This is a genomic window from Bradyrhizobium sp. AC87j1, assembly GCF_002936975.1.
Classification (GTDB): Bacteria; Pseudomonadota; Alphaproteobacteria; order Rhizobiales; family Xanthobacteraceae; genus Bradyrhizobium; species Bradyrhizobium shewense.
In genome coordinates, this window is the sequence record NZ_PTFE01000092.1 from 1 (window position 1) to 18,294 (window position 18,294).

Genomic DNA, 18,294 nt, shown 5'->3' on the forward strand with positions numbered 1-18,294 from the left:
ATGTGAGCCGACCCTCCCCCTCCAGGGGAGGGTGAGAGCAGGCAGCTCGCCCTGGGACTTAACGACAACCCCAGTTCCCACCGCCGCGCGGCATTTCGCTGTCGCCTCCCTCCGTCCAACGCGCTAGAATTACTGGGAAAATGAGCTCGGGCGCGGCCAGCGCCCCTGGGAGAAGCGCGCTCGCCATGCTGCACGATTGGGGCGTGATCGCCGCCGCCTTCGGCTATATCGGCTTCCTGTTCCTGGTGGCGAGCCATGGCGACCGCCGCTCGCCGGCCGGGCGCGGCCGTGCCTCCGGGCTGATCTATCCGCTCTCGCTGGCGATCTACTGCACCTCCTGGACCTTCTTCGGCTCGGTCGGCTTCGCCACCCGCGCCTCGACCGACTTCCTCGCCATCTATGTCGGCCCGATCCTGATGATCGGGTTAGGGGCCGGCGTGTTGCGCCGCGTAATCCAGCTCGCGAAAACCCACAACATCACCTCGATCGCCGACTTCATCGGGGCCCGTTACGGCAAGAGCCAGGCGGTGGCGGCAACCGTCGCCCTGATCGCGATCATCGGCTCGGTGCCCTACATCGCGCTCCAGCTCAAGGCGGTCGCCTCCTCGCTCGAAACGATCCTGAGCGAAGACCAGGCCTTCTCCCACATCCCGATCGTCGGCGACGTCGCGCTGATGGTGACGCTGGCGATGGCGGCCTTCGCGGTGCTGTTCGGCACGCGGCAGACCGACGCGACCGAGCACCAGCACGGCCTGATGCTGGCGGTCGCGACCGAATCCATCATCAAGCTGGTCGCCTTCCTCGCCGCCGGCATCTTCGTCACCTTCTGGATGTTCTCGCCGCACGAACTGATCGAGCGCGCCATGAAGACGCCGGAGGCGGTGCGCGCCATCAACTATTCGCCGTCGATCGGCAACTTCCTCACCATGACGCTGCTGTCGCTCTGCGCGATCATGCTGCTGCCGCGCCAGTTCCACGTCAGCGTGGTCGAGAACTCCTCGGATGCCGAGGTCGGCCGCGCGCGCTGGTTGTTCCCGCTCTACCTCGTCGCCATCAATCTGTTCGTGATCCCGATCGCGCTCGCCGGCCTCGTCACTTTCCCGTTCGGCGCGGCCGACCCCGACATGTACGTGCTGGCGCTGCCGATGGAGGGCGGTGCAGGGCTTCTCAGCGTCGCCATTTTCGTCGGCGGCCTGTCGGCGGCGACCGCGATGGTCATCGTCGAATGCGTCGCACTCTCCATCATGGTCTCGAACGACCTCGTGGTGCCGCTGGTTCTGCAACGACGGCCGGAAGGACGCGCCGGCGGCGCGGATTTCAGCGACTTCCTGCTGCGCTCGCGGCGGCTCGCGATCTTCGCCATCATGGTGATGGCCTATTTCTACTATCGCGCGCTCGGCAATACCCAGCTCGTGGCGATCGGCCTGCTCTCCTTTGCCGCCATCGCGCAGCTTGCGCCGAGCTTCTTCGGCGGTCTGCTGTGGCGGCGCGCGACCGCGCGCGGCGCCATCGGCGGTATGCTGGTCGGCTTCGCGGTGTGGCTCTACACGCTGTTCATCCCGAGCTTCATGGATACCTCGACGTCAGGCATCCTGCTGCTGCAGCATGGCCCGTTCGGCATCGAGGCGCTGCGGCCGCAGGCGCTGTTCGGCGCCGATCTGCCTCCGCTAATGCACGGCGTGATCTGGTCGCTGTCGCTCAACATCCTGACCTATGTGCTGCTGTCGCTGGCGCGAAGGCCCTCGTCCATCGAGCTGCTGCAGGCCGATCTGTTCGTGCCCAACACGCTTGCGCCGATCTCACCGAGTTTCCGCCGCTGGCGCACCACCGTCACCGTGCAGGACATCCAGACCACGGTGGCGCAATATCTCGGACCCGACCGCGCCCGGCATTCCTTCGAGGCGTTCTCCGCGCGGCGCAACGTGCGGCTGGAGGCCGGAGCGCCCGCCGATTTCGAGCTGTTGCAGCACGCCGAGCATTTGATCGCCTCCTCGATCGGCGCGGCCTCCTCGCGTCTCGTGATGTCGCTGCTGCTGCGCAAGCGCACCGTCTCGGCCAAGGCCGCACTCAAGCTGCTCGACGACTCGCACGCGGCCCTGCATTTCAACCGCGAGATCCTGCAGACCGCACTCAACCACGTGCGCCAGGGCATCGCCGTGTTCGATGCCGATCTGCAGCTGATCTGCTCCAACCGGCAGTTCGGCGATCTCCTCAACGTGCCCCCGCATATCGTCCAGTTCGGCGAGCCACTGCGCGAGATCCTGGAATTCATCGGCGTGAGCGATCCGGACGACCCGATCGAGCGCGAGGCCATGCTGGAGCGGCGCCTCGCCGCCTACACCACCGATAGCGAGCCATATCTCGAACGCCTGCCGGAACGCCACATGGTGATCGAGGTGCTCACCAACCGCATGCCCGGCGGCGGCTTCGTCATCACCTTCACCGATGTCACGCCGACCTTCGAAGCGGCGGAAGCGCTGGAGCGCGCCAACGCGACACTGGAAAAGCGCGTGCGCGACCGCACCGAGGAGCTGACGCGGCTGAACTCCGAGCTGGCGCTGGCCAAGAGCGCCGCGGAAGACGCCAGCATCTCCAAGACGCGCTTCCTCGCCGCCGCCAGTCACGACATTCTCCAGCCGCTGAACGCGGCGCGACTCTATGTCACGAGCCTGGTCGAGCGCCAGCACAGCGGCGAGGAGACGCGGCTGGTCGAGAACATCGACGAATCGCTGCAGGCGATCGAGGAGATCCTCGGGGCGCTGCTGGACATCTCGCGACTGGACGCCGGCGCGATGACGACCTCGATCTCGAGCTTCAAGATGGCCGATCTGATGCGCTCGCTGGAGATCGAGTTCGCGCCGATCGCGCGCGCCAAGAACCTGGAGCTCACCTTCGTGCCGTGCTCGCTGCCGGTCGAATCGGACCGGCTCCTGCTGCGGCGCCTGCTGCAGAACCTGATCTCGAACGCGATCAAATACACCCCGCGCGGCCGCGTGCTGGTCGGCTGTCGCCGACAAGGCCCTTCGCTCAAGATTTGCGTCTACGACACCGGCGTCGGCATCCCGCCGGTCAAGCGCGGTGAGATCTTCAAGGAATTCCATCGCCTCGAGCAGGGCGCGCGAATCGCGCGCGGGCTGGGGCTCGGCCTGTCGATCGTCGAACGCCTCGCGCGGGTGCTCAAGCACGGCATCGCCATCGACGGCAATGTCAGCGGCGGCTCGGTATTCTCTGTGACCGTGCCGACGGCAAAGGCGATCACCCACACCGCCGCCGTGACCAGCGCGACGCCGCTGGCGCGCACGCCGATCTCGGGCGCCCTGATTGTCTGCATCGAGAATGACGCGGCAATCCTCGACGGCATGCGCACGCTGCTGAAGGCCTGGGACGCCGAAGTGATCGCGGTCGCCGATCCCGAAGGCGCGATCGCTGCCATCGAGACGGCGGGACGGCGCGTCACCGGCCTCCTGGTCGACTATCATCTCGACCGCGGCAACGGCATCGCCGCCATCCGCGACATCCGCCGTCGCTTCGGCGACGGCATCCCCGCAATCCTGATCACTGCCGACCGCAGCCCCGCAGTGCAGGTGGCCGCGCGCGACGAGAAGGTCGCGGTGCTCAACAAGCCGGTCAAGCCGGCCTCGCTCCGCGCCCTGCTCGGCCAGTGGCGCACGCAGCAGATGGTGGCGGCGGAGTAGGACGCGCCGGTCAATAGTCGGTCGAGACACTGAGCGTTCGCCACCTCTCCAGTTCTTCGAGCCGGAGCCGATCCGTCGCAGCGATGGCGCTCACGGCATCGCTGCCGAGAGCGATGCGCAGTGGTGGGCGTTTCATATCTGCGAGCTTCAGCACCACGGCGGCGGCCTTAGCGGGGTCGCCGGGCTGGCGGCCATCGTGCTGGTCTTGCCGGCGAGACGGAACGACGTGATCGCGCCATATGAGCCGACCTCGTCCGGCGTCAGGATCTCGATGTCCTTGAATGCGCGGGCGCGGCTCACCCAATAGTCGCGCAAATGGCGCAAGCGGGCCTGCTTTGCCGCGGCGCCGATCTGCTGATGCAACGCCACGGCCGTCGGCACCGTCAGCACCGTGGCGAAATTGACCGTGCCGGTGTGAACCCGCGAGCGGATATCGGCCTCCGCAAAATCCTCGTCACCCATGTCGCGGTCGATGGCGGCGAGGCGGTCCTTCCTGATGTAGAGGAAGCCCACGCCGAGCGGCGCGCCGATCCATTTGTGCAGATTGAAGCCGACGAAATCGGCCTCGAGCTCACCGACCCGGAAGTCGATCTGCCCCCAGGAATGCGCGGCGTCGACGATGGTGTCGATGCCCTTGGCCTTCGCCATGCGGGCGATCTCGGCGATCGGCATGACGAAGCCGGTGCGGTGGCTGACATGGGTCAGGAGCAGAAGTCGCGTCTTCGGGTTCGCCTCGATGGCGCGGGCATAGGCGTCGAGCACCGCCTGGCGGGTGGCGGGCTCCGGCACGTCGAACTTGACCACGTCGACGCCGCGGCGCCCCTTCAGCGCGTTCATCGCATACTGCATCGAATCATAATCGAGGTCGGCATAGAGCACGGCATCGCCTGGCTTCAGCCTGTTGTAGCCGCCGATCAGGAGCTGCAGCGCTTCGGTCGCACCGCGGGTGAGCGCGATCTCCTCGGTTGCCGCGCCGACCGCCTCCGCCACCTTGGTGCGCACTGCCTCGAAATCCGCACCCGCGCGCTGCCGCGCGTAATAGGTGTTCTGAAAGTTGATCATGTCGGACTGGCGGATGAACTCGCGCCGCACGGGCTCGGCCATGATGCCCCAATAGCCGTTCTCGAAATTGACGACATCGGGCGTCACGGCGTAGAGGCCCTTCACGGCCGCCCAATAGGCCTTGTCGGCGGCGATTGCGGCAGCCGAACCGGTCGGCTGCGCCGGAAGGCCCTCGGCCGCCATCGCCGGCGCCGCAAGCGGCGCCATGGCTGCGACGGCGAGGCCCTTGAGGATCGAGCGGCGGTCGGACGAAATGGTCTTGATCAGATGCATATATCAGCCTCCACGATGCGCGGCGAAAGGAGCAGCGATCAGTAGAGCGCGAATGACAAGGCGATGACAGTTCGATGATGCCGGCCCTTGGCCGCGCGGTGGCGAGGCCTTGGTTCATCTGGCGTCATCGGTCAGCTTTGCGTGTGAAGCAGATTACAGGTGAGCTCGCGAGCAGCACCTTGGGCGCGAACCGCGTGCCTTTGAACCTCACCACGTGTGATCGACCACGCCCTCGCGAGACGGCCGCGCAGCCTGCCCTTCACGACCAGAGGTCGCGATTGACTTGAGCCACCACCCCAGCCCATGATGCCCGGGGACAATTGGAATGCTTGAGGGGCGAGAATGCGCTTGCGTATGGGGATCGTTGCCGTGACCGCCATGCTCGCGGTCACGCAAAGCCGGGGCTGCGCGGACGTCGCCAGCTTGCATCGAAGCAACGGCTCATGCGGCAAGGCGTGATTCGGATCAGTCCGACGTCAATGCGCAAATGAATCGCCTTGTCCTGAAGACCATTCTGCGTCTCGGGCGCTACGCGGTCCTTCCGATCGTCGCACTGGCCTGCGTGATCCTGCTCGCCTGGCTCATGGCCATGGATCGCTACACGATCACGACGCTGGCCATGGCGCCGGTCGTGCTTTCCATATTCATGGCGGCGATTGCGCTCGCGATTGGCCTCCTGTTCCTGCCTTCGCGAAAGCATCGGAGTTTCGAAGCCAATCAAGAGACCGCACCGGGCCTGTGGGCGATCTGGCAGGAGCTCGATCACAGCTTTGTCCGATCGAGCCGCACCCTGCTGATCGACACCGATTTCAACGCTTCGATCAGGGAAGTGAGCCGCTACGCCGGACTGTTCAGGCAGCACGTCACGATGACCGTCGGCCTGCCGTTGCTGATCGTCCTCGACGAGCGGGCGGTTCGCGCCGTCATCGCCCATGAGGTTGCGCACGCACAGCTTCGGCATACCTCCGGAGGCACCAACCTCGCGGATTTCATCGCTGCTTCGGAGAACGTCCTCTTCTACGCCGATCCGGACCAGACCATCACCGGGCGCATTGCCCAGATCCTTCTCCATTCAATGACCGAATGGCTCGACAAGGAATATCGTGCGCTGTCGCGGGAGAACGAACTTGGCGCCGATCTCGGCGCAGCGGAGCAGGTTGGACGCGCCGAAATCGCGCGCGCCCTGGTGCTGATCGAGGCTTGCGGCACGCGCATGACCGAGCTCGTGTTCGCCCCTTTGGAGAAGGAGATGCGCGGCGCAATCAACGCGCCGCTGCCGCCTCTTGAGCGGATAGTCAGCCAGATCGGAGATATCAGAGCGCCCGGGCCGCTCGCCGCGGCGGCCGTCGCCGGCCTGACCCGCGAGCCCGATCCCGATACGACGCATCCCTCTTTTGCGAAACGGCTCGCCAATCTCGGATACACCGACATTCCGCAGATCGACGAAGTTGTGACGTCCGCAATCGACCAGCTTCTTTCGCGGGACGCAGCCAAGGACCTCGCCAAGGGCTTCGACGAAGAATGGCGAAAGAAGGCACAGGCCTGGGTTGGCATCGGCGGTTAGCCTCTTGCTGAGGCCTACGTCATTCCGCGGCCTATTCTCCGAAGGCAAGCCTGTGCAGATCGACTGCCGCGTCCTCGCGGGCGACGGCCTGCATTCTCACATGGCTGCCGATGACGAGGCCCGTGAGCGAGAGCATGAGCCCGAGCGCGAGTGGCGCGAACAAGGCCTCTTCCTGGAACAATCCGTTGAGCAGCACGACCATGACGCCAAAGCCGGCGAGACCCTGCGTCAGATATCCCGATGACGCGTACAGGCGCCAGGCCTTGAGCGCCATCGCGAAATAGAAGGCCAGCAGCACGAAGGCGCCAACGCCCATCTGGTACAAGAGCACGCCGATCGCGCTCTCGACGGCGCCATGGATCGTTCCGGCCGCCTGTGCGGCACTCCAGTCGATGGAAAAATAGCTCTCCGACAAATTGCCACCAATGCCGAGGCCCCGGCCGAAAGGTCTCTGCACGAATCCGTCCAAACCACCCATCAGTCCAATGACGTGATAGTCGCCGATCTGCAGCCCGAGGCGGATCGCCAGAACCGCGAAGGCGGCCATGCCGAGGAAGCCGAGCAACAACGTCGCCACGGCGCCGATCAGACGGGTCGCGATCCAGGCCGCGACCACGAAGATCACCACGATGAGCGCGCCCTTCACGCTGCAAAAGATCAGCAGCGGCAATGCTGCGAGGGCCAGCAACGGCCGTCCCACCGAGAACAGGAACAGGGCGAGAAAGCCGACGCCGTAGGCGAAGCTGATCGGATGCATGTTCGGACCGTTGATGCGCAGCATCTTCGACAGGCCGAACCCTTCGAGCAAGGGCGTGTTCAGAAAATCGAAGCTGAAGCGGTCCTTGAGGTCGACGGGCACGTTGCCGGTGGCCCGCATCTGGGCTTCCCAGACACCCGAATGGGTCGCCTTGAGCTCGTCGAAACCCCAGAACGTATAGCTGTTGGTGATGGCCAGCCAGAGATCGCGGAAGACGAGTTCGACATACCCGCACAGCAGAAGGATGACCGCGAGCGTCACCAGGAACGGCGTGATGCGCACCTCATAGGTCGCGGCCGTCAGAAGCGAGAGCTGGAACAGGAACAGCGGCAGCACGATATTGCGCAGATAGACCGCCGCCGGCTGTCCGTCCTGGATGAAGCCGATCGCGAAATACAGCGACACCACGGCCAGGGTGACGACACCCCAGCGCATGATCTGGTTCACCTCAGCCGATTGATTCCTCTGGCCCAGCACGTAAAGGCCGAACGTCGCCAGCCACATCACGGAGCAGACGAGGAAATTGTAGCCCTTGATGAAGTCGAGATCGGACGGCAGCGGGACCAGCGGCGACAGGATCGAGACGAACAGGTTCTGGAAGAACAGGACGAAGATCGCGATGGCCGGCGCGTAGGTCGGGACCGCCAGCACGATGGCGATGCCGATGAGGACCTCGACCACAATGGCCAGGGCCGGATAGGCCAAATGCAGGACCGGAGCAAAGCCGATCGCTGCCACGGCGATGCAGAGGGTCGGGAGCAGCTCGCGCCAAGCCGGCGGCGACAGCTCGGCCGGCACGGTCTGAACCTGGGTTAAGTCCCCGGCACCCATCAATCGTCCTTTGGCAGCGCGCGTCGATCACGATAGCGGGCCGATGTGTAAGGATTCGTTAATGATAGCGAACCGGCGCGATGTCAGCGCCGGGCGGGCCGAGTTGCGCCGCCGAGCAGCGCCCGCATCACGTCGGGATCAGGCCTGCCGGTGCTGCGATCGACGAGGCCAAAGCCCTGCGCCAGCTCCCAATGCGTCCAGCCCCAGCAATGCTCCCTTGCATAAGCGGTGACGTCCGCCAGCCAGCGTAACCGGCTTTGTCTCGGCGCTCCGGCTTTCAGCACGCCGAACTCGTTGACGATGATCGGCCGCTTGAACTGCTGCTGCCATGCGAGCGCCGGTGCGAGCCAGCGATCGGCGCCCGGCTTGTCCTTGGCGGCGGCAATCGCAGTGTCGAGCATGCCGAGCGTCTTGGTCGCGCCTCTCGCCTGCAGATCCTGGCGCAGCGCCTGCACTTTGGGATCGCCGGCGTTGATCGGATAAGGCAGATCCATGATGTCGTGCAGCGGATCCTGCGCATCCCAGTGGGCCTGATGGGTGAACACCATGGGATCATAGAAGTGGATGGCATAGACGATGTCGGGATCCTCCAGCGGACGAAACCGTGGCAGCGAATCCGCACGCTGCCAGTTGACCGGACCGACAATGAGGGTGGTGGCGGGAAGCAATTTGCGGACGAAGCCGGCGAGCGGCTCGACCTGCCTTTGCCATGTGTCGGCGTCGATATCGGGCTCGTTGAGCAGCTCGGCGAAGACGCGATCCGCCGGATAGGAGCGGATGACCTGGGCAAGACTGCTCCAGGCGTCCTGCATCTCGCGCAGCGCCGCATCCGCATCTTCCTTGTGCAGGCGATTGAAACGCTCGCCGGGATGAAGGTCGACGGACGTGGCATAGCCGAGTGCGGTGAGCTGCTTCAGCGCCTTGTCGAGCATACGCAGCGTCTCGTCGCGCTCGGCCTTTGCAGCGAAACGAGGCATCACGCGCTCGGCCGGCACCGGCAACCGGACGTGAGTCATTCCAGCGCGGCGCAATTGCTGCAGCAGTTCGCGGCTTGGCACCTCACCGTTGATCCAGCCGTCGGCATTGAAGCCGCGCGACAATGCGGCGAGCCTCGCCGGCGCGACAGTCTGCGGCAAGGGCACGCAAGTGTTGGCGAATGCCGGCGGTCCGAACGAGATCGACAGGAGCATCGCCGCAGTCAGCAGACGACGGCGCGCCGCTGTCATCGTCAAACCGCAAGACCCAATGCGCCGCCCTCGGGGTGAGGCGCCGTCGAGCCCGCAGGCGCGTGATTGACGACCAGACCCGTCGGCACGGCCTCATACCGCGACAGCGCCGCGGTCACCCGGCGCATTGCCGCCGAACCGAGCTCGCCGGCACGCGCCACCAGCACGATCAAATCCGCATGCGCCGCCAGCGCGATGGCGTCGGGCTGCAAGGCGAGATCGCCGGCGTGGACGATGATCAGATCGAACTCCGAACGAATATCGTCCTCGGGCCTCGCATCGGCCTTTCGGCCAGCACTGAGAAGCTCGTCGATCGACTGAAGTCCCGCCGTGGTCGAGCCGTCGTTCCATTCGGTCACCGGCGGCTGGTGACCTGCGAATTCCGGCTGCAGCCGGATCAATACGCTCATCATGCCTCTGTTCACGGCGGCGCGATTGAGCGAGCGCGCAACGGTGTTGCCGCCGGCACTCTTGCCGACCGACAGCACGAGGGCGACCTTGCAACCGCGCACCGGCACGCGATCGATCCGCTCGAGCAGCGGCCGCAAATAAGCGCCGAGATCGAGCTCGGCCGAGGCGGCGATCGGTCTTTGCCAGACGGTGTTGGTCGCGGTCCCGGACGCCAGATCGGGAATGCGGGCCCAGACGGGAACGCGCGGCATCGCCTCGGTCCGGGGCGCGGCAGCGGCGGAAGGCTGGACTTGAGTTTGGGCTTGCTGCTGGACTTGCCGGGCTTGCGGGTCCTCTGCCCCAGCGTGCACGGCGGCCTCGGCAGGCGCTGGCCCGCCGGACATGCTCGTCATCGCCGCAGTGGCGGCGGTCGATGTCAGCAGCGAGCCGATCGCCAGCGCCGCCAGCAGCAGAGCGAGCGGCGGACGGGTCGAGCGCAGCGGCGGAATGGCGGGCGAAGCGATCTTGGTCTGGGAGTTTTGCAGCTGACGCTGCTCGTTGGTCGTCTTGAACCGCGACAGGAACTGCTCGTAAATGTTCCTGTTGGCATCGGCGTCCCGCTGCAGCTCCTGCAGCTTCACCAGCGCCTGGCCGTCGACCAGCATCTGCGTCTCGACCGCCTTGAGCTGCTTTTCCAGCGCATTCTGCTGCTCCAGCTGAGCCTCATATTCGGACTTCGCCGTGTCGATGTTCTTTTTCCGCTCGACTTCGATCTGCCGGTTGATATCGGCCAGCTGGCTGTAGGAGATCGCGAGGTCGGGATGGCGGTCGCCGTACACCGCCTTCTTCTGCGCGATCTGGTCATTCAGCGTCGAGCGCTGCGCGCGCAGCATGCTCAACAGGTCCTGCTTCACCGGCCCCTCGACATTGGCCTTGAGATCGCGTTGCACCTGCTCGTAGCGCGCCTTGGCTTCCTCGGTGCGAAGACGGGCGGCGGAGACCTGCTGATTGAGATCGGTCACCCGCAATTGCTGCGTGGTTGAATCCTTGCCGGCATTGAGGATCTTGTGCTCGAGCCTGAAGGCGGCGACGGCGTCTTCCGATGCGCGCAGCCGCTCGTTCAACGTCTTCAACCGGTTCTTGAGCCAGTCGGCCGCCTCATCCGTGGCCTCGGTGCGGACGCGGCCCTGGCTGGCAACGAACGCCTCGGCGATGGCGTTGGCGTAGTAGGCGGCCCGCTCGGGGCGGTTCGAGGTGAAGGAAATCGCAATGACGTAGGTGAGCCCGCGCCGCGTGATCTCGAGGCGGTTGCGGAATTTCTCGAGCAGGCGCGTCATGTCGGTATGACCGCCCGCGATATCATCGTCATCGGCGATCTTGAGCTGCTCGATCAGGGGGCGAAGAAAGCCGTCCGATTTGGCGATCTCGATCTGGCTCTGAAGCGCCGCGGCGTCCTGGCCGATGCCCGGCAGCACCTCCTGATCCGAAGTCACGCGCAGCTCGCGGGGATCGAGCACGACCAGGGCGGTCGCGGCGTAGCGGACCGGCAAAATCATCAGAACGACGGCGCCGAGGGCAAACAGCGCCACCGCCAGCGTCAGAATGCGCCGGCCGTTCTCGCGCAGGAAAGCGAGCACACCGGTGACGGTCAGCGATCCCTTGATCAGCGCCGGCGCGGCGCCGTCAGGTTTCATCCGCGCAGGCCGCGGCGATTCCCACGAAGCCGCAGGCTCCGTCGGGGCGATGCTTCGCGGAGTTGCGCGGCTACCGAACGCCATGGGCTCGACTCGAAATCAACTGACAGTCACAAGTTCAGAGGCTTTCGACACCGTAAATATCCATGGTTAACCGGCGGTTACGGCCGGCGTGCGAAGCCGTCATGGTAAAACCTGAGAACAGGCCCGTTCAGGCGGAAAAGAACGGCTTGGATGGTCTGCGTGCCGGGCCTGCCGCACTGGCAGCCAGCGGCGCCCTCGGCGTGGTCGGCCGCGCGCGCTCGACATCGCCAAGCAAGCAGGACCGCAAGGTTTCGATCTCCGGACAATCGGCAGTGCCCAGCGGCCCGATCAGGAAGCCGCTCTCCAGGGGCTCGCATTTGTAGCCGGGACAGCGCTGCACCCTGTCCGCAATCACGACGTCGACCTTGCCTTCGAGCAGCTCGTGCAGCCCCGCCGGCTGGCTGATGCGAATGGCGAGCTGGGGCTCGGCCCGGCGGAACTGCGCCAGGCGCGCCCGCAACGCATCGACCGCAAAACTGGCGTGGAGCCCGATATGCAGCAGGCTTGTGACGCCCTCGGGCTTGAGCTCGGCGGTGGCCTCGGCAAGGCAACGAAAGGCGTCACGAACCCGCGCCAGATAGGTTTCGCCGGCAGAGGTCAGAATGATCTGCCGCGTCCGTCGCTCGAACAGCTGCACGCCCAGCCGCTCCTCCAGCAGGCGGACTTGCTGGCTGACCGCACCGGCCGTGACGTGCAGCTCATGAGCGGCTTGCTTGAAGCTGAGATGGCGGGCGGCGGCCTCGAAGGCGCGCAGGGCATTGAGTGGCGGCAGCAGATACGTCATGGCCGGCTCCGGGCGATGCGGGAAGGCCGGGAGGATGCATGAGTTTCGCTCGCTCGACAAAAGAGAAATCCTGCTTTGTCGCCGGTGAAGGCGAGCGATACCCCAGGGCCGATCCTAGCCCAGCCCGAGGAAACCTGTCGCAGTGCCACCCGAAACGCCGTCGATCGAAAACTCCTATTCCTGGATTCGCCTCGCCGTCTCCATGGCACTCAGCACACTGGGCTGCGTCGGCATGTGGTCGCTGGTCGTGGCATTGCCGGCGGTGCAGGCCGATTTCAACGCGCCCCGCGCCGAGGCAACGCTGCCCTACACGCTCGCCATCATCGGCTTCATGATCGGCGGCATCGTTATCGGCCGCCTGACAGATCGCTTCGGCATCCTGCCGCCGCTGGCCGGCGGCACGGTCCTGATGAGTCTCGGCTACGTCCTCGCCGCCTTCGCACCAAGCCTGTTCGTGTTCGCGCTGATCTCAGGTCTCACGATCGGCCTCGGCGGCGCGGCCAGCTTCGCGCCTTTGGTCGCCGACGTCTCGCTGTGGTTCGACAAGCACCGCGGCCTTGCCATTTCCCTGGCGATGGCCGGCAGCTCTCTGGCCGGCGTGGTCTGGCCACCGATCGTCCAGCACGCCATCGCCGCGTATGGCTGGCGGCAGACCCATATCGGCATCGGCCTGTTCTGCCTGGCGACGATGCTGCCGCTGTCTCTGGTTTTGCTGCGGCGACCCGTCGTCCGCATGGCCGCACGCGAAGCGGCAGGCAGCGGCAGCACGATGCAAACAATCGGCCTGCCCCCTTCCGTCACCCAGGGCCTGCTGGCGTTAGCCGGCATCTGCTGCTGCGTCGCCATGGCGATGCCGCAGGTCCACCTGGTCGCCTATTGCGGCGACCTCGGCTACGGCTCTGCGCGCGGCGCCGAAATGCTGGCGGTCATGCTCGGCTTCAGCGTGGCGAGCCGCTTTGTTTTCGGCTGGCTGTTGAACCGCATCGGCGGCCTGCCGACCTTGCTGCTGGGCTCGGCGATGCAGGCCATGGCACTCGCGCTCTATCTGCCGTTCAACGGGCTGGTCTCACTCTACGTCGTGTCGGCCATTTTCGGCCTGGCGCAGGGCGGCATCGTGCCGAGTTATGCGGTGATCATCCGCGAGCTGTTCCCGGCGCGGGAAGCCGGCTTCCGCGTCAGCCTCGCCATCTCGGTCACCCTCGCCGGCATGGCGCTGGGGGCCTGGATGGCCGGCGCGACCTACGACTGGACCGGCTCCTACGCTTCGGCGCTGGTCAATGGCATCGCCTGGAACATCGTGAACATGGCGATCGCAGCCTGGCTGCTGCAGCGCCAGCGTCGGCATGTTGTCGGCGTCGTCGCCGCCGCGCTCAGCTGATGTTCAGCAGGATCCGCCCCGATGTGCCGCTGCGCATCAAATCCAGCGCGTCGTTGGCGTCGTCGAGCGCGAACTCGTGGGTCACGATCCCGCGGTAGCTCACCTTGCCGGCATCGCTCAGGCGAACGAGACGCGGGATATCGCGCGCCGGCTGGCATTGCCCGCCTTCCGAGCCCTTCAGCACCTTCTCGAAGTGTAACGGCAGCGTGTAGATCTCGGCCTTCTCGCGGGGAACGCCGACAAGGATGCAGCGACCTTTCTTCGCCGTGATCTCGTAGGCGAGCTCGATCAGATTCTTGACGCCGGTGGTCTCGACGACCTTGTCGGGTCCCTCAGTGCCGGTGATGGAGCGAACCGCGGCAGCGACATCCTTGACCGCTTCGGAGTTGATGGTGTGGGTGGCGCCGAAATCCTTCGCCATCGCCAGCTTGTTGTCGAGGCGATCGATCGCAATGACGGGATAGGCGCCGACCATCGCGGCGAATTGCACGATGTTCAACCCGACGCCGCCGACGCCGAACACGACGACAGCTTCGCCGATGGCGATTTGCGCATCGTTGTTGACGACGCCGAGCGCGGTCGTCACCGCGCAGCCGAGCAGCGGCGCGCTGGTGCGGTCGATCGAGGCGGGAACGGGCGTGACACGGTTCTCCGAGACCACGGCATATTCATTGAAGGTGGTGACCCAGCCCGCATTGAGGCGCTTGCCGCGCCAGGAATAGGCCGGCGTATTGGACTGGATGCCCTTGCCGGGCCGCCAATGCATGACGACGGTGTCGCCCTGCTTGCAGGAGACGACGCCGGGTCCGGTTTCAACGATCGTGGCGAGCGCTTCGTGTCCCAAAAGATGCGGCAGGAACTTGTCGACGCCTTTGACGGCGTCGATCTCGTTGATCTGCGCGCCGCAGATGCTCGACGTGTGCACGTGCGCGAGCACCTGGCCGTGTTCCAGCGCATCCGGCAGAGTGAACTCGTCGATGATCAGCGGCTTGCCCGTTTCGACGAGAATGGCCGCCTTGGCAGTCTTGATATCCATGAGGAGCGCTCGATCACTCGAAATAGATGAATTCGTAATCGCCGGTGTAACCGAGCTTGCCGTAGAGCCAGACCCATTCGGACGTGTGCAGGATGGACTCCGCCGTCAGCGCCCAGCACTCGAGGTTGTGCAATTCGGCGACGTTCCGGTAGGCCTCGACCATGACGTATTTGTTCTTGCCGACCCGCTCGACCTCCTTGAGCGCCGCCTCGAGCTCATACAGCCGGAGATTGTGCAAGGTGCCGAGCGAGATGACGAGATCGAAACTGTCATCGCCATAGGGATAGATGTCCTGGGCGCGATAGTTGAAGAGGTAGGGCTTCACCTGCTCGTGCGAATTTTCGAGGCCGTGCTTGGAGATATCGAAGCCGACGACCTTCAAGCCCGGCAGGATCTTTTGCATCTCGTACAGCAGAAAGCCCTTGCCGCAGCCGACGTCGAGCACGCTGGAGCCATTCTTCAGGCCATAGGTCTCGATCAGCGCCTTGGCGACCGGCGCCCAGCGCCCCTCGATGAAGCGGTAACCGCCATAGCCGAAGCGGCGGTCGCCATCCCAATAATCGGCCTCGTATTCCCGCGCTTTCAGCGAGCAGCCGATCTTGTCGTCGTTCATGCGGCCCATGTAGTCGCGCTTGGTCGCCGTATGCAGCGGCGTCACGATATTCAGTAGTCGTCCCATTGAGCCCTCAGATTCCAACACGCGCTGCGATTGTCGCGACCGGCTGGGAAGCCCTGAGTCGCGACTTGCGAGTCGTTCTAGCATTGGTCGTCGGGATCATCATTGCTTCAGATCAATGATGGGGAATTCCGAGACGGGACCGTCAGCAGCCGGCACAGGTTCCGCCGCCGGCAGCGACAGCGAGGCGCATGGAACGAGACCGCGAAGCACGGCGTTTCGCCTGGAAGGGAGTCCGCCATGCCGACCAAGCCGACCATCGCTCGCATCTGGCGCGGTCGCAGCCGCCGCGATCTCGCCGATGCCTACCAAGCCTATCTGCAGGCCGAGGGCATTCCGCCGCTGCTAGGGACCGCGCTCGGTGTGCAGCAATTGCGCGAGGACCGCGACGAGGAGACGTGGTTCACGACCATCTCCTATTGGACGGACATCGCGGCCATGACGGCCTTCACCAAGGGCGAGCCGACCAAGGTCCATCATCTCGCGCGCGACGCGGAATTCCTGATCGAGCTGCCGGAGCGCATCGAGATCCACCGCATCCTGATCGACGAACAAGGGCTGCGGTGAAAGCAACGATTCGATCGCTCGCGACTGTGCGGTTTCGCCGCAATGGTCGCCGTGAAATGAATCACTATAGTCAGGATGTCATGGCATATGTCGTCGACATAGATGCGCGCACCGCGCGCTTTGGTCTTCACGCCGGCCGCCTCCAAGCAGGCGGTTAGCCGGACGGTGCTTGCGCCGTCCGGGCTCTTTTCCAGCTTTCGTGACCTCGCCCTGAGAGGTCGTCTTGAAGCAGAAGGAGTGTGCCGTGCTGCCTCTTCCAAAAATCGCGCTCACCGCATCGGACTATCCGCGACTCGAACGACTTGCCCGCCTTGCCGCCCAAAAAGGCGATTTGGACGGGATATTCCTCATCAGTGAGATCAACCGCGCCGACATCGTGCCGAACGATTGGGACGATCTCCGTTCGCGGGTGACCGTGGGATCATGGGTCACCTATTGCACGAATTGGGGCGTTCCGCGTCGCATCGTGCAATTGGTCTGGCCGGAGGAGTGTGGGTCGGATCCCGCCCGCATTTCGGTCCTGACACCTTTGGGGGCGGCGTTGATCGGCCTGCGGGTCGGCGACCAAATGCCATACATCCTCGCCGGCTGCCTGAACGTCGTCAGGGTTCAGAACGTCACCCAATCAAGCCCCAACGTCGTCCCGCTCTTCCGGGCTCATCGGCGCAGCAAGCCGCTCGATGACGATCCCGGACCAACTGCAGCATAGGAGACATCAAATGCACAACTTTGAAACCGAGATTCGGCGAGACCAGCCGGCGTTGCCGCCGATCAAGATCACGGAAGACGAATCGCGGCGTCTCAGCTCGCTGGCGAATTCCACCATGGATCTGTTTCCCCGCGTCGCCCAGTTTCTGGCGCGCGAGCTGGAGCGCGCGTCGGTCGCCGCAGAGAACGATCTGCGCGGCGTGGTCAGAATGGGCTCCAAAGTGACCTATCGCGATGACGGGACCGGTGCGAGCCGGGAGATCGTGCTGGTCTATCCGCACGAGGCGAATATCGAGCTCAACCGGATCTCGATCCTGACGCCTGTTGGAGCGGCCCTGATCGGCCTCTCGGAGGGGCAGCGGATCGAGTTCGAGACGCCCGACAAGCGCACCAGGGGGCTGACCGTTCTCGCCGTTTCCGAATGAGGGCTGTATTCCGACTGAGCGGAACACTCTAGCGAGGCCAGATAGAAGCGGAGCGTGCTTGCGCAATGTTTCGCAATGCGCAGGCGCCCTCCTGCTGTCCTATTGCACCTCGATGTTGGCATCCTTGACCAGCTTGCGCCATCGCTCCTCCTCCTGCCCGACATAGCGATCGAGCTGTTCCGGAGCGCCGCCGACCATGATGAGGCCTTCGTTGGCTTCCAGCTTCTGGAAAGCGCCGGACTGAACCGCCTTTGCGATCGCCTGATTGAGACGCGCAATCACCGGAGCGGGCGTCTTGGCCGGAGCGTACAATCCGTACCAGGATTCGGCGGCGTAGCCGGGCACTCCGGCCTCGGCGACAGCAGGCAATTGCGGAAACGCCGCTGAACGTTCGGCGGACGTGACAGCCAGCGCCCGGAGCTGGCCCGCAGCCACCAGCGAGGCCGCGCTCGCCACGGTGGTGAACATCACGTCGATCTGGCCGCCTAAGAGATCGCTGATCGCAGGCGCGGCGCCCTTGTAGGGCACCGCGGTCATCTTGACCTTCGCCATCGCATTGAACAGCTCGCCCGCGAGATGGGCCGAGGTGCCGGTGCCGAACGTCCCGAAATTAAGCTTGCCGGGATTGGCCTTGGCTTCTGCGATCAAATCGGAGATCGAGTTGATCTTGGAGGCCGGATTGACGACGACGATGTTGAAGGATCGCGCGATCAGCGAGACCGCCGCGAAATCCTTGTGCGGATCGAACGGCAGCTTTTTGTACAGGCTCGGATTGACCGCGTGCGCGAAGGTCGCCATCAGCAGCGAATAGCCGTCGGGCTCGCTCGTCGCCACCGTCTGGGTCCCGATGATGGTCCCGGCGCCCGGCTTGTTCTCGATGATGACGGACTTGCCGAGATCCGTCTGGATTTCCTGCGCCGTCGTTCGCGCGATGATGTCGGTCCCGCCGCCGGCTGCGAAGGGCACCACGATCTTGATGATCTTGTCGGGAAATTCGGCGCGCGCCGGCGTCAAACCGAGCCCGGCAACCGCCGGCACGACGGCACAAGCGAGGAAGGCGAGGTTCAGCCAGCGCCGCACGGCGAAGCCGTTCCTGCGCGCGCCGTCTTGATTGATGATTCCGCCACTGGCCATCTGGAACTCC

General features: G+C 64.9%; 14 protein-coding genes. 6 read left to right on the top strand and 8 right to left on the bottom strand.

What is annotated here, in order from left to right:
• Positions 1–185: 185 nt before the first annotated feature.
• Positions 186–3,695, top strand: coding sequence for a PAS domain-containing hybrid sensor histidine kinase/response regulator (locus CV770_RS32670; RefSeq protein ID WP_104465285.1), 3,510 nt, complete (start codon positions 186–188; stop codon positions 3,693–3,695).
• A 147-nt stretch (positions 3,696–3,842) separates the two neighbouring features.
• Here CV770_RS32670 and CV770_RS32680 read toward each other — a convergent pair whose 3' ends face one another.
• Entirely contained in the window at positions 3,843–5,030 is a 1,188-nt protein-coding gene (locus tag CV770_RS32680; protein ID WP_104465286.1) for an aminotransferase class V-fold PLP-dependent enzyme, read from the bottom strand.
• Between the two features lie 487 nt (positions 5,031–5,517).
• Between CV770_RS32680 and CV770_RS32685 the strand changes: the two genes are divergently transcribed.
• Positions 5,518–6,594, top strand: coding sequence for a M48 family metallopeptidase (locus tag CV770_RS32685; protein WP_104465287.1), 1,077 nt, complete (start codon positions 5,518–5,520; stop codon positions 6,592–6,594).
• 31 nt (positions 6,595–6,625) lie between these two features.
• Here CV770_RS32685 and CV770_RS32690 read toward each other — a convergent pair whose 3' ends face one another.
• From CV770_RS32690 to CV770_RS43950, 4 genes are all read right to left on the bottom strand, one after another.
• The gene (locus tag CV770_RS32690) at positions 6,626–8,182 is read right to left on the bottom strand and encodes a hypothetical protein (RefSeq protein WP_201760146.1); all 1,557 of its coding nucleotides are present in this window, start codon (positions 8,180–8,182) and stop codon (positions 6,626–6,628) included.
• Positions 8,183–8,265: 83 nt separating this feature from the next.
• Positions 8,266–9,408: a glycoside hydrolase family 5 protein gene (locus tag CV770_RS32695; RefSeq protein ID WP_104465288.1), complete on the bottom strand. Its 1,143-nt coding sequence runs from the start codon at positions 9,406–9,408 to the stop codon at positions 8,266–8,268.
• A 2-nt stretch (positions 9,409–9,410) separates the two neighbouring features.
• Positions 9,411–11,576, bottom strand: a complete 2,166-nt coding sequence (locus CV770_RS32700) for an exopolysaccharide transport family protein (RefSeq protein ID WP_104465289.1) — start codon at positions 11,574–11,576, stop codon at positions 9,411–9,413.
• Positions 11,577–11,703: 127 nt separating this feature from the next.
• On the bottom strand, positions 11,704–12,360 hold the full coding sequence (locus CV770_RS43950) for a LysR family transcriptional regulator (RefSeq protein WP_104465290.1): 657 nt from the start codon (positions 12,358–12,360) through the stop codon (positions 11,704–11,706).
• A gap of 202 nt (positions 12,361–12,562) precedes the next feature.
• Here CV770_RS43950 and CV770_RS32710 point away from each other — a divergent pair, with 202 nt between their 5' ends.
• On the top strand, positions 12,563–13,738 hold the full coding sequence (locus CV770_RS32710) for an MFS transporter (RefSeq protein ID WP_104465299.1): 1,176 nt from the start codon (positions 12,563–12,565) through the stop codon (positions 13,736–13,738).
• On the opposite strand, the gene CV770_RS32715 is transcribed toward CV770_RS32710, so the two are convergent.
• On the bottom strand, positions 13,731–14,774 hold the full coding sequence (locus tag CV770_RS32715; RefSeq protein ID WP_104465291.1) for a zinc-binding dehydrogenase: 1,044 nt from the start codon (positions 14,772–14,774) through the stop codon (positions 13,731–13,733). The two genes, CV770_RS32710 and CV770_RS32715, sit on opposite strands and share 8 nt — an antisense overlap.
• Before the next feature lie 13 nt (positions 14,775–14,787).
• Positions 14,788–15,453 (bottom strand): class I SAM-dependent methyltransferase, encoded by a 666-nt coding sequence (locus CV770_RS32720; RefSeq protein ID WP_165637208.1) that lies wholly within the window; start codon positions 15,451–15,453, stop codon positions 14,788–14,790.
• Positions 15,454–15,690: 237 nt separating this feature from the next.
• Between CV770_RS32720 and CV770_RS32725 the strand changes: the two genes are divergently transcribed.
• The 3 genes from CV770_RS32725 to rnk all read left to right on the top strand — a co-directional run bounded on the left by CV770_RS32725 (position 15,691) and on the right by rnk (position 17,150).
• Positions 15,691–16,017, top strand: coding sequence for a hypothetical protein (locus CV770_RS32725; protein ID WP_104465292.1), 327 nt, complete (start codon positions 15,691–15,693; stop codon positions 16,015–16,017).
• Positions 16,018–16,261: 244 nt separating this feature from the next.
• Positions 16,262–16,726 (top strand): GreA/GreB family elongation factor, encoded by a 465-nt coding sequence (locus CV770_RS32730; protein ID WP_245323181.1) that lies wholly within the window; start codon positions 16,262–16,264, stop codon positions 16,724–16,726.
• 10 nt (positions 16,727–16,736) lie between these two features.
• Entirely contained in the window at positions 16,737–17,150 is a 414-nt protein-coding gene (gene rnk / locus CV770_RS32735) for a nucleoside diphosphate kinase regulator (RefSeq protein ID WP_091955510.1), read from the top strand.
• A 99-nt stretch (positions 17,151–17,249) separates the two neighbouring features.
• Here rnk and CV770_RS32740 read toward each other — a convergent pair whose 3' ends face one another.
• Entirely contained in the window at positions 17,250–18,284 is a 1,035-nt protein-coding gene (locus tag CV770_RS32740) for a tripartite tricarboxylate transporter substrate binding protein (RefSeq protein WP_104465300.1), read from the bottom strand.
• Positions 18,285–18,294 lie beyond the last annotated feature (10 nt).